Source organism: Pseudomonas medicaginis, assembly GCF_965119365.1.
GTDB lineage: Bacteria > Pseudomonadota > Gammaproteobacteria > Pseudomonadales > Pseudomonadaceae > Aquipseudomonas.
This window is the reverse complement of the sequence record NZ_OZ221631.1, coordinates 3090093-3103636: the sequence shown is the minus strand read 5'-3', so window position 1 is coordinate 3103636 and position 13544 is coordinate 3090093. Positions and strand designations below refer to the sequence as shown.

General features: G+C 60.1%; 13 protein-coding genes and 1 pseudogene. 10 read left to right on the top strand and 4 right to left on the bottom strand.

Going from position 1 to position 13544, the window contains the following annotated elements:
- Positions 1–76: 76 nt before the first annotated feature.
- The 10 genes from paaK to paaZ all read left to right on the top strand — a co-directional run bounded on the left by paaK (position 77) and on the right by paaZ (position 10845).
- A complete protein-coding gene (gene paaK, locus ACMTA2_RS13825) occupies positions 77–1402 on the top strand; it encodes a phenylacetate--CoA ligase PaaK (RefSeq protein ID WP_413795257.1) in 1326 nt (441 codons plus the stop codon).
- A gap of 231 nt (positions 1403–1633) precedes the next feature.
- Positions 1634–2623: a 1,2-phenylacetyl-CoA epoxidase subunit PaaA gene (gene paaA / locus ACMTA2_RS13820; RefSeq protein WP_413795256.1), complete on the top strand. Its 990-nt coding sequence runs from the start codon at positions 1634–1636 to the stop codon at positions 2621–2623.
- 27 nt (positions 2624–2650) lie between these two features.
- Positions 2651–2932 (top strand): 1,2-phenylacetyl-CoA epoxidase subunit PaaB, encoded by a 282-nt coding sequence (gene paaB / locus ACMTA2_RS13815; RefSeq protein WP_003208899.1) that lies wholly within the window; start codon positions 2651–2653, stop codon positions 2930–2932.
- Positions 2933–2940: 8 nt separating this feature from the next.
- Positions 2941–3702 carry a 1,2-phenylacetyl-CoA epoxidase subunit PaaC gene (paaC, locus tag ACMTA2_RS13810; RefSeq protein ID WP_413795255.1) on the top strand — a complete coding sequence of 254 codons (762 nt, stop codon included), beginning with the start codon at positions 2941–2943 and terminating at the stop codon, positions 3700–3702.
- Positions 3689–4222, top strand: a complete 534-nt coding sequence (gene paaD / locus ACMTA2_RS13805; RefSeq protein WP_413795254.1) for a 1,2-phenylacetyl-CoA epoxidase subunit PaaD — start codon at positions 3689–3691, stop codon at positions 4220–4222. Before paaC ends, paaD begins: the two co-directional genes overlap by 14 nt.
- A 33-nt stretch (positions 4223–4255) precedes the next feature.
- A complete protein-coding gene (paaE, locus tag ACMTA2_RS13800) occupies positions 4256–5332 on the top strand; it encodes a 1,2-phenylacetyl-CoA epoxidase subunit PaaE (protein ID WP_413795253.1) in 1077 nt (358 codons plus the stop codon).
- A 169-nt stretch (positions 5333–5501) separates the two neighbouring features.
- A complete protein-coding gene (locus tag ACMTA2_RS13795; RefSeq protein ID WP_413795252.1) occupies positions 5502–5810 on the top strand; it encodes a DUF485 domain-containing protein in 309 nt (102 codons plus the stop codon).
- The gene (locus tag ACMTA2_RS13790) at positions 5807–7453 is read left to right on the top strand and encodes a cation acetate symporter (RefSeq protein ID WP_413795251.1); all 1647 of its coding nucleotides are present in this window, start codon (positions 5807–5809) and stop codon (positions 7451–7453) included. The genes ACMTA2_RS13795 and ACMTA2_RS13790 overlap by 4 nt, the downstream gene beginning before the upstream one ends.
- 34 nt (positions 7454–7487) lie before the next feature.
- On the top strand, positions 7488–8741 hold the full coding sequence (locus ACMTA2_RS13785; protein WP_413795250.1) for an OprD family porin: 1254 nt from the start codon (positions 7488–7490) through the stop codon (positions 8739–8741).
- A gap of 52 nt (positions 8742–8793) precedes the next feature.
- The gene (paaZ, locus tag ACMTA2_RS13780) at positions 8794–10845 is read left to right on the top strand and encodes a phenylacetic acid degradation bifunctional protein PaaZ (RefSeq protein WP_413795249.1); all 2052 of its coding nucleotides are present in this window, start codon (positions 8794–8796) and stop codon (positions 10843–10845) included.
- A 64-nt stretch (positions 10846–10909) separates the two neighbouring features.
- On the opposite strand, the pseudogene ACMTA2_RS13775 reads toward paaZ, so the two are convergent.
- The 4 genes and pseudogenes from ACMTA2_RS13775 to rarD all read right to left on the bottom strand — a co-directional run.
- Positions 10910–11152 (bottom strand): annotated as a pseudogene (locus ACMTA2_RS13775) (hypothetical protein); the annotation flags it as partial.
- Positions 11151–11291, bottom strand: coding sequence for a DUF1737 domain-containing protein (locus ACMTA2_RS13770; protein ID WP_413795647.1), 141 nt, complete (start codon positions 11289–11291; stop codon positions 11151–11153). The pseudogene ACMTA2_RS13775 and the gene ACMTA2_RS13770, both read right to left, overlap by 2 nt.
- A gap of 283 nt (positions 11292–11574) precedes the next feature.
- Entirely contained in the window at positions 11575–12564 is a 990-nt protein-coding gene (locus ACMTA2_RS13765; protein ID WP_413795248.1) for an aspartate-semialdehyde dehydrogenase, read from the bottom strand.
- Between the two features lie 54 nt (positions 12565–12618).
- A complete protein-coding gene (gene rarD, locus ACMTA2_RS13760) occupies positions 12619–13542 on the bottom strand; it encodes an EamA family transporter RarD (RefSeq protein ID WP_413795247.1) in 924 nt (307 codons plus the stop codon).
- Positions 13543–13544 lie beyond the last annotated feature (2 nt).

Sequence of the window (13544 nt, the reverse complement as noted above, 5' to 3'; positions counted from 1 at the left end):
CGAGAGGTATCCTTGGGGCATGCACTCTAAGCCCTTGTGCAAAGGGCTGAAACACAAAAATAATTCGAGTGAAGTTATGAACATGCCAATTGCCAAAGCCGTGCTTGATCCAGTGCTGGACCCGATTGAAACCGCCAGCATCGACGAACTCCGTCAGCACCAGCTGGATCGCCTGCGCTGGAGCCTGAATCACGCCTACAACAACGTGCCGCTTTACCGTCAACGCTTCGATGCGCTGGGCGTGCACCCGGATGACATCAAGTCGCTGGAAGACTTGGCGAAATTTCCTTTCACCACCAAGTCCGACCTGCGCGACAACTACCCCTACGGCATGTTCGCCGTGCCAATGCATGACGTAGTGCGCCTGCATGCTTCCAGCGGCACCACAGGCAAACCGACCGTCGTCGGCTACACCCAGAACGACATCAACACCTGGGCCAACGTGGTGGCCCGCTCGATCCGTGCGGCGGGTGGCCGACGTGGCGATAAAGTGCATATTTCCTACGGTTATGGCCTGTTCACCGGTGGACTGGGTGCCCACTACGGTGCCGAACGCCTGGGTTGCACAGTGATTCCGATGTCCGGCGGGCAGACTGAAAAGCAAGTGCAACTGATCAAGGATTTTCAGCCAGACATCATCATGGTCACACCGTCCTACATGCTCAACATCGCCGATGAAATCGAGCGTCAGGGCATCGACCCGCACAAACTGGCCCTGCGCCTGGGCATCTTCGGCGCCGAACCCTGGACCGCCGAACTGCGCAGTGCCATCGAAGCGCGCCTGGGCATTACTGCTCTGGACATCTACGGCCTCTCGGAAATCATGGGGCCAGGTGTCGCCATGGAATGCGCCGAAACCAAAGATGGACCGACGATCTGGGAAGACCACTTCTACCCGGAAATCATCGATCCGGTCACGGGTGAGGTGCTGCCGGACGGACAGATGGGCGAGCTGGTGTTTACGTCGCTGAGTAAAGAAGCACTGCCGATGATCCGCTATCGCACCCGCGACTTGACGCGTCTGTTGCCGGGTACTGCACGGCCGATGCGACGTATCGACAAGATCACAGGGCGCAGTGATGACATGTTGATTATTCGTGGGGTCAATGTGTTTCCGACGCAGATTGAGGAACAGGTGCTGAAAATCAAACAGCTTGCAGAGTGTTATGAAATTCATCTGTATCGCAATGGCAACCTGGATAGCGTTGACGTGCATGTGGAGCTTAAGCCTGAACATCAGCATTGGGGGGACGACCAGCAGAAAGCTGTGTGTGCGGAGTTGAGCCGGCACATCAAAACGTATATCGGGATCAGTTCGCGAATTGTCTTGCAGCCTATGCATTCGATCAAGCGGTCCGAGGGGAAGGCTTGCCACGTGATGGACAAGCGCCCGAAAGCATGACTGCCGCACCCTTTATGGCCCCGCTTTGGCGGGGTTTTTTTTGGATTTTTTTTGTGCATCTCCGTTATCGGAAAATCAGATACACGCGCATAACAATCTCTCCCAAAGCGACCACTCATCCCAAAGCGATACACAAATACATACGACACTACTATTTGTGTTTGATATTAATTTCTGTATCGCTTATAAAGTTCTCCATGCCATCAAACAGATTCACGGCGGGAGCCCCCCATGTACGCACAGCTCGTAGAAACCGGCATCAAGCACATAAAGAACCTGTCGGAGATGTCCGACCAGGAACGCGCGTTCCAGGAAAAAATCGATTCAGAAATCAAGATAGAAGCGAAAAACTGGATGCCCGATGCCTATCGCCAAACCCTCATCCGGCAGATTTCCCAGCACGCCCACTCGGAAATCGTCGGCATGCTGCCCGAAGGCAACTGGGTCACCCGCGCGCCATCGCTCAAACGCAAACTGCAACTGATGGCGAAGATTCAGGACGAAGCCGGCCACGGCTTGTACCTCTACAGCGCCATGGAAACCCTCGGCGCCGATCGCGATGAAGAGATCGCCAAGCTGCACAGCGGCAAAGCCAAGTATTCGAGCATCTTCAACTACCCGACATTGAACTGGGCCGACATGGGCGCCGTGGGCTGGCTGGTGGACGGTGCGGCAATCGTCAATCAGGTAGTCCTGCAGCGCACCTCCTACGGCCCCTACTCCCGGGCCATGGTGCGGATCTGCAAGGAAGAGAGTTTCCACCAGCGTCAAGGCTACGAAATCCTCCTGACTATGATGCGCCACGGCAATCAGGCGCAAAAAGACATGGTCCAGGACGCGATCAACCGCCTGTGGTGGCCGTCGCTGATGATGTTCGGCCCAAGCGACGAACACTCGCCAAACAGCGCCCAGTCCATGGCCTGGAAAATCAAACGCCAGAGCAACGACGAACTGCGCCAGCGCTTCATCGACCAAACCATCCCGCAGCTGGAACTGCTGGGCTGCACCTGCCCCGACCCGGACTTGAAGTGGAACGCCGAGCGCGGCCACTACGACTTCGGCGAAATCCAGTGGAACGAGTTCTACGAAGTGCTCAAGGGCAACGGCCCGTGCAACCAGGAACGCGTTGCCACCCGCCGCAGAGCCATTGAAGACGGTGCCTGGGTTCGCGAAGCCGCAGTCGCCCATGCTCGCAAAAAACAGAACAAGAACGCTGCCTGATCGGCCACCTGATGTGGAGTCACTGATATGTCTGAATGGACCCTTTTCGAAGTGTTCGTGCGCAGCAAGCACGGCCTCAACCACAAGCATGTCGGCAGCGTGCATGCCGCCGACACCACCATGGCCATCGAGAACGCCCGCGAGTTGTACACCCGCCGCAGCGAAGGCGTGAGCCTGTGGGTCGTACCTTCGGCACTGATCACCGCGTCGTCGCCCGATGAAAAAGACCCGCTGTTCGACCCGGCGGACGACAAAGTTTATCGCCACGCCAGCTTCTACGAGCTGCCGGCCGAAGTCGGGCACATGTGAGGTCGACCATGAACAAGCAGACTGATCTGATCGAATACCTGCTGCGCCTCGGCGACAGCGCCCTGATCCAGGGCCAGCGCCTGTGCCAATGGTGCGGTAAGGCCCCGGCGCTGGAAGAAGAACTCGCGCTGATGAACGTCGGCCTCGACTTGGTAGGCCAGGCACGCAACTGGCTGGAATACGCCGCCGACCTGCTGAACGACGGTCGCGACGCCGATCACCTGGCGTTCCGTCGTGATGAGCGTGCCTATCGCAACCTGCTGCTGGTGGAACAACCCAACGGTGATTACGCGGTGACCATCCTCAAGCAGTTCCTCTACGACGCCTGGCACCTGCCAGTACTCAGCGGCCTGAGCCAGTCCAGCGACGAGCGTATTGCCGGGATCGCCGCCAAAGCGGTGAAGGAAGTCACCTATCACCTGCGCCGCTCCGGCGAGTGGGTCGAGCGCCTGGGTGACGGCACCGAGGAAAGCCACAAACGCATGCTCGCGGCCATACCCGAGGTTTGGCGTTTCACCTTCGAATTGACCAGCGCCGACGAAAGCGAGCAGCGCCTGTCCGACGCCGGCATCACTCCGGCCACTGCGCAAGTCACCGCAGCCTGGCAAGCCAAGGTGAGCGAGATTTTCACCAGCGCCACCCTGCCGATGCCTGGCGTACCGAGCTATTTCTACCTGAATGCCCGCCGCGGCTTACACACCGAACACCTGGGCATTCTGTTGGCCGAGATGCAATCACTGCCACGAGCGTACCCCGATGCAACCTGGTGAGCTGATCGCCAGCGACCAGGGCGCACGGCCGGCCCAGCCAACCGACCTGGCTGCTGCGTGGGCGACACTGGCGCAGGTCATGGACCCGGAGGTGCCCGTGGTCAGCGTGGTTGACTTGGGCATCGTTCGCGATCTCGACTGGCGGGCCGGGCACCTGCATGTGGTGGTCACGCCGACTTACTCCGGTTGCCCCGCCACCGAGGTGATCGAAAGCGATATCCGCGAAGCGCTGAAACTCGCCGGGTTCAAGGCACCGCAACTGGAGCGCAAATTGACCCCGGCCTGGACCACTGACTGGATCAGCGACAACGGTCGTGAACGCCTGCGCACCTACGGTATCGCGCCGCCCAGCGGCAGCGCCAGCAAGCGCAGCCTACTCGGCGAAAGCCCGGTAATTGTCTGCCCGCAATGCGGCAGCGCGCACACCGAAGTGCTCAGCGAGTTCGGCTCCACCGCGTGCAAGGCGCTGTACCGCTGCTGCGATTGCCGGGAGCCGTTCGACTATTTCAAGTGCATCTGAGCGGCAATCGGCCGTCCCAGTTGGAGAATAAAAATGAGTAAATTTCACCGTCTGACCATCAAGGACGTGCGTAACGAGACCCGCGATGCGGTGTCCATCGCCTTCGAGATCCCACAGCACTTGCAAGACAGTTTTCACTTCACCCAGGGTCAACACCTGGTGATGCGCACCCAGATGGACGGCGAAGAAGTCCGCCGCTCCTATTCGATCTGTACCGGGGTCAACGACGGTGAACTGCGCATCGCCATCAAGCGCGTGGCGGGCGGGCGTTTCTCTTCATTTGCCAATGAGCAGTTGAAGGCCGGGCATAGCCTGGAAGTGATGCCGCCGGCGGGGAACTTTCATGTCGAGCTCGACCCGACCCGCCACAGCAACTACCTGGCAGTCGCGGCAGGCAGCGGTATCACGCCGATCCTGTCGATCATCAAGACCACCCTGCAAACCGAGCCGCACAGCCGTGTCACGCTGCTATACGGCAACCGCTCCAGCTCCGGCGCGTTGTTTCGCGAACAGCTCGAAGACCTGAAAAACCGCTACTTGCAACGCTTGAACCTGATCTTCGTGTTCAGTCGCGAACAGCAGGATGTCGACCTGTACAACGGCTGGATCAACGCCGAGAAATGCGAGCAGCTGTTCTCTCGCTGGCTCGACGTCAAATCCCTCGACGCGGCCTTCATCTGCGGCCCGCAGGAAATGACCGAAACCGTACGCGACAGCCTGAAAGCCAAAGGCATGCCGCCTGAGCGCATTCATTTCGAACTATTCGCCGCCGCTGGTAGCCAACAAAAACGCGAGGCCCGGGAGGCGGCCCAACTGGTTGATGCAGCCGTCAGCCAGATCACCGTCATCAGCGACGGCCGCGCCCTGGCCTTCGACCTGCCGCGCAACAGCCAGAGCATCCTCGACGCCGGAAACGCCCAGGGCGCCGAACTGCCTTACTCATGCAAGGCCGGCGTGTGCTCGACCTGCAAATGCAAGGTCATCGAAGGCGAAGTGGAAATGGACAGTAACCATGCCCTGGAAGACTACGAAGTGGCCGCCGGCTATGTGCTGTCGTGCCAGGCGTTTCCGGTGAGCGACAAGGTGGTGCTGGATTTCGACCAGCTCTGAAGAACAACACCAATCTCCTGTGGGAGCGAGCTTGTTCGCCATAGCGGTGGATCAGGCAACGCTGATGTCGACTGCCCCGGCCACATCGCGAGCAAGCTCACTCCCACCCGGACCGCGTCGCACCCGAAACATGTTCCACCCCAAAAAAAACAACAACAGAGAGCGCGCCATGACACCCACAGACGTAGAACTCATCCGCCAGAACCCCGATTTCATCCAGTTGGTACGCCGCAAACAGAACCTGTATTGGCCGCTGTCTCTGATCATGCTGGTGATCTATTTCGGCTTCGTCTTACTGGTGGCGTTCTCCCCCAGCACCCTGGGCCAATCCTTGAACGGTGGCGTGACCAGCGTGGGCATGCTGGTCGGCGTGGTGATCGTGGTGCTGGCCTTCGCCCTGACCGGTTTCTACGTCTATCGCGCCAACAACGTGATCGATCCGCTCAACGAAAAACTGAAACAGGAGTGGGCCCGATGAGCCGGTTTCTGTCGTTATTCCTGCTGCCTCTGGCCTTCGTCGCTGACTTTGCGACAGCGGCCGAGGGCGCGTCCCGCCCACTGAACTGGAACGCGATCGGCATGTTCCTGGTGTTTGTGCTGTTTACCCTTGGTGTGACGCGCTGGGCCGCGCTGCGTACCCGCTCCGCCAGCGATTTCTACACCGCTGGCGGTGGCATGAGCGGTTTCCAGAACGGTCTGGCGATTGCCGGCGACATGATCTCCGCGGCGTCCTTTCTGGGCATCTCGGCGATGATGTTCCTCAATGGCTATGACGGCTTGCTCTACGCGTTGGGCGTACTAGCGGGCTGGCCGATCATTCTGTTCCTGATCGCCGAACGCCTGCGCAACCTCGGAAAATACACCTTTGCCGACGTGGTTTCCTATCGCCTGGAACAAACTCCGGTGCGCCTGACCTCGGCCTTCGGCACCCTGACCGTGGCCCTCATGTACCTAGTGGCGCAAATGGTCGGCGCCGGCAAGCTGATCGAATTGTTGTTCGGCATCGATTACCTCTACGCGGTCATGCTGGTCGGCGTGTTGATGGTGTTCTACGTGACCTTCGGCGGCATGCTCGCCACCACTTGGGTGCAGATCATCAAGGCCGTGATGCTGCTGTTCGGCACTACGTTCATGGCTTTCATGGTGCTCAAGCATTTCGGTTTCAGCACCGAAGCAATGTTCGCTGGCGCCACTGCCGTGCACGCCAAGGGCAACGCGATCATGGCGCCCGGCGGTTTGCTGTCGAACCCGATCGATGCAATCTCGCTGGGTCTTGGCATGATGTTCGGCACCGCCGGCCTGCCACATATCCTGATGCGTTTCTTCACAGTCAGCGATGCCAAGGAAGCACGCAAAAGTGTGTTCTACGCCACCGGATTTATCGGCTACTTCTACTTGCTACTGATCATCGTCGGCTTCGGCGCGATTGTCATGGTCGGCACCGATCCTGCGTTCCGTGACACCAACGGCGCGATCATCGGCGGTGGCAACATGATCGCTGTGCACCTGGCCCAGGCCGTGGGCGGCAACCTGTTCCTCGGGTTCATTTCGGCGGTCGCCTTCGCCACCATTCTCGCGGTGGTTGCCGGGCTGGCGTTGTCCGGTGCCTCGGCGGTGTCCCACGATTTGTATGCCTGTGTAATGCGCAAGGGCCAGGCCAGCGAACAGCAGGAAATTCGTGTGTCGCGGATCGCCACGCTATGCATCGGTGTCCTGGCGATCATCCTCGGTCTGTTATTTGAATCGCAGAACATTGCCTTCCTCTCTGGACTGGTACTGGCCATCGCCGCCTCGGTGAATTTCCCGGTGCTATTCCTCTCGATGTACTGGAAAGGTCTGACCACTCGCGGCGCGGTGACCGGCAGTCTGGCAGGGCTGACCTCAGCGATTGTCCTACTGGTACTGAGCCCGGCGGTGTGGGTCAACGTGCTGCAACACGACAAGGCGCTGTTCCCCTACTCCAACCCGGCGTTGTTCTCCATGGGCCTGGCGTTCCTCAGTGCCTGGTTTTTTTCGGTCACCGATACGTCCCCGCGTGCAGCCCTTGAGCGCGGACGTTATCTGGCGCAGTTCATCCGCTCGATGACCGGCATCGGTGCGTCCGATGCCAGCAAGCACTAAACAACGACCGATCTGATGTCAGGGAACAAAAATAATGAAGCCCGCGCGTACCGCACCCTACGAATCACTGTTTTCGTTAGCCGCCGTATTGAGTCTACCTATGGTTGCCCCCAGCGCCATGGCCGACCTCATCGACGACAGCAAGGCCCGCATTGAAATGCGCAACCACTACATCAATCGCGATTTCCGTCAGGGCAACGCGCCACAGTCCAAGGCCGAGGAATGGGCACAGGGGTTCACAGCGCGCATTGAGTCCGGATTCACCGACGGCACATTCGGCTTCGGTCTCGACGCGCTTGGGGAGCTGGGACTGAAGCTTGACTCCAGCCCGGATCGCCGTGGCACTGGGCTGTTGCCCTACGGCCCAAACAGCCATGAACCGGCAGACGAGTTCAGCCAACTGGGATTGACCGGCAAGCTGCGGGTGTCCAAAAGCGTGTTGAAGCTTGGCACCCTGCAACCCTTACTGCCGGTGGCGACCTACAACGACACCCGCCTGCTGGGCTCGACCTTTGAAGGTGGGTTACTGACTAGTCAGCAAATCAGCGGCCTGACGGTCAATGCCGGACGCCTGACCAAAGCCAACCTGCGCGACTCCTCCAGCAACGATGAAATCGGCTACGGCGCCGCCAGCAGCGATCACTTCGACTTCGGCGGCGGCAGCTACGCCGTCAGCCCGCAACTGAACCTGAGCTACTACTACGGCAAGCTCGAACAGATTTATCGCCAGCAGTTCTTCGGGCTGGTGCATACCCAACCGCTGAGCAACGGTTTCAACCTGCGCAGCGATGTGCGCTATTTCGACAGCCGTGGGGATGGCACCGAGCGCGCCGGACGCATCGACAACCGCAACTTCAACAGCATGTTCACCGTCTCTCACGGTGCTCACAAGGTCAGCGCCACGTACCAGCAGTTGTCCGGCGACAGCGCCTTTCCGTTCCTCAATGGCGGCGATCCCTACGTGGTCAACCTGGTGACCTACAACACCTACACCCGTGCCGACGAGGACTCCTGGCAGCTGCGCTACGACTATGACTTCGCCGCGCAAGGCATTCCCGGCCTGACCTTCATGACCCGCTACACCGACGGCCGCCACGTCAAGACCGGCAGCGTCGACAACGGTACCGAATGGGAACGCGACACCGATATCAGCTACGTCATCCAGAGCGGCATGTTCAAGGACGTCAGCCTGCGCTGGCGCAATGTGACCTTCCGTTCCGGCAATGGCTTGACCACCGCCCTCGATGAGAACCGCCTGATTGTCGGTTACACCGTTGCGCTTTGGTAATCCCTGAAGGGCGCGGTCGCGCCAACATCTTTCATAACCTGGAGGAATCGTGATGCCTCACGCCCCTACCCTGCAAAGTTTCATCGCCGGTCGCTGGATCGGCCAACACGGCGCCCAAATGCTGCGCAGCGCCATCGATGGCCATGAGATTGCGCGCACCCATGAAGAGCATCCGGACTTCGCCGAAGCCGTCGAGCACGGCCGTCGCCAGGGCGTCAGCGGCTTGATGGCGCTGGACTTCCAGCAACGGTCCCAGCGTCTCAAGGCACTGGCCTTGTACCTGAGCGAACGCAAAGAACAGCTCTACGCCATCTCCCACCACAGCGGCGCCACCCGTGCCGACAGCTGGATCGACATCGAAGGCGGCAACAGCACGCTGTTCACCTATGCCAGCCTCGGATCCCGCGAACTGCCGTCGGGCAATATCGTGCACGAAGGACCGTCGATGCCGCTGAGCAAACTCGGCACCTTCGCCGGCACGCACATTCTGGTGCCCCGTGGCGGTCTGGCAGTGCACATCAACGCCTTCAACTTCCCGATCTGGGGCATGCTGGAAAAGTTCGCGCCAAGCTTTCTCGCCGGCATGCCGTGCATCGTCAAACCAGCCAGCGCCACCAGCTACCTGACCGAAGCCGTGGTGCGCCTGATGGACGAATCCGGCTTGCTGCCCGCAGGCAGTTTGCAGTTGATCATCGGCAGTACCGGTGACCTGCTCGATCGCCTGCAAGGCCAGGACGTAGTGACCTTCACCGGCTCGGCCGACACCGCCGCCAAGCTGCGGGTCAATCCGAATCTGATCCGTAACTCGGTGCCGTTCAACGCCGAGGCTGACTCGCTGAACTGCGCGATCCTGGCCCCGGACGTGACGCCGGACGACGAAGAGTTCGAGCTGTTCATCAAGGAAGTCGCCCGGGAAATAACCACCAAGGCCGGGCAGAAATGCACAGCCATCCGCCGCGCCATCGTTCCGGCCAAGCACATCGATGCGGTGGCGACCCGCTTGCGGGATCGCCTGGCGAAAGTCGTGGTTGGCGACCCATCGGTGGAAGGTGTGCGCATGGGTGCGCTGGCCTCTCACGATCAACAGAAAGACGTGGCTGAGCGTCTTGAAAGCCTGTTACAGAGCAGCGATCTGCTGTTCGGTGCGCGTGACGGTTTCGCACCTCGTGGCGAAAATGTCAGCCAGGGCGCTTTCTTTGCACCGACGTTGCTGCAGTCGCGCGACCCGCATGCCGAGGGCGGTGCTCACGATATCGAAGCGTTCGGGCCGGTCAGCACCCTGATGGCCTACGAGGATCTGGACGAAGCACTGGTCCTGGCCGCTCGCGGCAAAGGCAGCCTGGTGGCCAGTTTGATCACCAAAGACTCGCAGATCGCCGCCAAGGCAATCCCGGTAGCGGCTGCTTGGCACGGTCGCTTGCTGGTGCTGGACCGCGAATCCGCCGCCGAATCCACCGGCCACGGTTCACCCCTGCCACAACTCAAACACGGCGGCCCGGGTCGTGCCGGCGGTGGTGAGGAACTCGGCGGTCTGCGCGCCGTGAAACACTACCTGCAACGCGCGGCCGTGCAAGGTTCGCCGACTATGTTGGCGGCGGTCACCGGCGAATACGTGCGTGGTGCCAAAGTCATCGAAACCGAAGTGCATCCGTTCCGCCGGTTCTTCCAGGACCTGCAGATCGGCGAATCGCTGCTGACTCACCGTCGCACCGTGACCGAAGCCGATCTGGTGAACTTCGGTTGCCTGTCCGGCGATCACTTCTACATGCACTTCGACGACATCGCCGCCAAAGAATCGCAATTCGGCAAACGCATCGCCCACGGTTACTTCGTGCTGTCGGCGGCGGCCGGCCTGTTCGTGTCCCCGGCGCCGGGCCCGGTCCTGGCCAACTATGGCCTGGATACTTTGCGCTTCATCAACCCGGTGGGCATCGGCGACACCATCCAGGCGCGCCTGACCTGCAAACGCAAAATCGACCAGGGCAAAAAGAGCCCGCAAGGCATTCCGCAAGGCGTGGTGGCCTGGGATGTGGAAGTGACCAATCAATTAGGAGAACTGGTAGCCAGCTACGACATTTTGACCCTGGTAGTGAAGCGCGAGTAGTCATCCGACTCAAAAGCCTTGAACGACCAAGCCCGCTTATCAGCCCCCACAGATAGGGGATGTCTCAAAGCGGGCCTGTCAAAAAGGCCGAGGGAGGGGTAATACCAACAATCGGCAAGAGATGTCGCAAACACCGCATGGAACAAGCTAGCGAGACCATGGCGGCGTAGCTTTTCGCGAGCTTGTCGGTGCGTGTCACGATCCGGCGGTTTTCTTTCAGCCAGCCAAACATGCGCTCGATGATGTTGCGCTCTCGGTATTTGGGCCAATCAAACAGTCTTGGTAAGCCAGGCTTGGGCTTGCGCTCAGCTCCCGAGGCCCGGCGATTGGGGTTCTCGGGATTTCGTACAGAGCCTAATACTCGCAGGCCAAATAACCGCCTGCGCAACGATCACCCGTTCTTCATTGAACGCGACGGCTGGAGCGCCATGCAGCCCGTAACCCATTTTCAATGGTATCGCTGACCCGATGGAAGCATGAAGCATCGTCGGTCCCGTCAGAACGCCATAAATTGGAAGCCGTTCCGGCGGTAGATTCATGAATCAGTCTCCTCAGCTCGACGGCAGCCAACTTCGACTCCCGTACGGGCGCGTCCAGCGCTGGGTGAAAACGTCCGGGAATGCCTAGCCTTCTGGACGTTTCCTGCCCCCCCTTCCATCGAACCAACCTTGATCGCAACGTGTGGGCAGAAGGTATTGGCCTCATGGCGAGATCGGCAAGGGCCAGCCTTCAATCGGCGATCAATTGCATGATCTCGAACGCGTTCAGCGCCGCCCCGCGCAACAGCTGATCGCCGCTGATGAACAGATCCAGGCCATGCTCCTTGTAGATCAGGTTGTAGCGGATCCGCCCGACCTCTACCGCGTGTTTGTAGGTCGAGGTCATGGGCATCGGATAGCAGCCCTGCTCGGGCGTATCCACTACTTCAACCCCCGGAGCGTCACTGAGTAGTTGGCGAACGCGAGCCAGCGAGTGGATCGGTTTCTTGAAGTGCAGACTCAAGGCTTCGGCGTGGGAGCGCAGGGTCGGCACGCGCACGGCGGTGGTGCTGATGGCCAGGCCCGGTTCGCCCAACACCTTGCGCAGCTCCCAGACCACTTTCATTTCTTCGCGGGTGTAGCCGTTGTCTTCGAACGAGTCGACCTGGGGAATCACGTTGAACGCCAGGTTATGCGCGAAGTGCTCGGCGCCGTCGTGATCGCCGTAGTCGGTGAAGGCCTTGGCCCGCTCCCGCAGCTCTTCCATCGCCGGTTGCCCGGCGCCGCTGGCGGCCTGGTAGGTGGAGATGATTGCGCTGTCGAGCTGGTATTCGTGATGCAACGGGCCAAGCACCATCAAGGCAATGGCCGACGAGCAGTTGGGGTTGGCGATGAGTTTTTCACCGGCATAGCGCTGGCCGTTGATGGGCGGGACCAACAGCGGCACGTGATCGGCATAGCGGAACGCCGACGAGTTATCGATCACATAGGAAGACTGGGCAAGGCGCTCGCCGTACTCCAGGGCAAACGCCCCTGAAACACACAGGAAGACGATGTCGCAGGTGGCGCAGCCTTCGACCGAGAACGGCTCGATCAAGTGCTCGCTGTCGCCGATCTTCAATCGTTTGCCGGCCGAGCGTGGCGAGGCCATGCACACCACCTCGTACGCGGTATTTTCAAGCAGTTGGAGCATGGTCATGCCCACGGCGCCGGTGCATCCGACCACAGCGACTTTCTTCATTTCAATCTCCTTATACCCCGTCGCGCCGCCCACAGGGGCGGCACGCGGGTGGGCTCATGCAGTACGCAGTTGAACAGATAATTTGGCGGTAGCCGCCGCCCGTTGCACCCGAATCGAGTTCCAGGTGAACAACGTTAGCGCCAGCCAGATGAACGCGAACGCCGCCAGTTTCAGTGACGAGACCGGCTCACCGTAAACGAATGCCGCCAACACAAAGTTGCAAATCGGTGGAACAAACTGCAGAAAGCCCAGGGTAATCATCGACAGACGCTTGGCCGCCAGGCTGTACCACCACAATGGCAGCACGGTGATCAGACCGGTGGCGACCAACAGCAAATCGTGATTGGTCGACAGCAGGAACTGATGCCCTTGCCCCGCCGCGTGGGCCAGTGCCAGGAACACCGCGGCAAACGGCAACAACACGCCGATTTCCAGGCTCTGGACCACCACCGGATCTCCAGGCACCTTCTTCTTGAATATCCCATAGAAGGAATAGCAGAAGCCAATCACCAGCGCGATCCAGGGGAATGAGCGCAGGTTCAGCAACTCGAAGGCCATCAGGGTGACGCCGGTCACGGCAAGGAAGATAGCCCAGATCTGCAAGGTCGTCAGTCGCTCCTTGAAGATCAGACGCGACACCAGCATGCTCATGATCGGACTGAGGAAATAGCCGAAAGCCACCTCCAGCACCCGCCCCGTCATGATCCCGTAGATGTACATCAGCCACCACAGCCCGAGCACCGCCGCGACCGTCAGCACATTGCCCGGGCGCACCGTCTTGAGGGTTGAGCGCAGCACCGGCAGGCGCCCGGTCAGCAGCAACAGCGCCACGAGGAACAACTCAGCGAACACCACCCGCCACGACAGCAGGTGATAGGCATCCAGCCCCGCCAGCGGCTTGTACCACAGTGGGTAGGAACCCCAGAGCAAGGTGGCGCCGAGGCCGAAGGCCACGCCATTGCCAGATTCTTTATTCACCG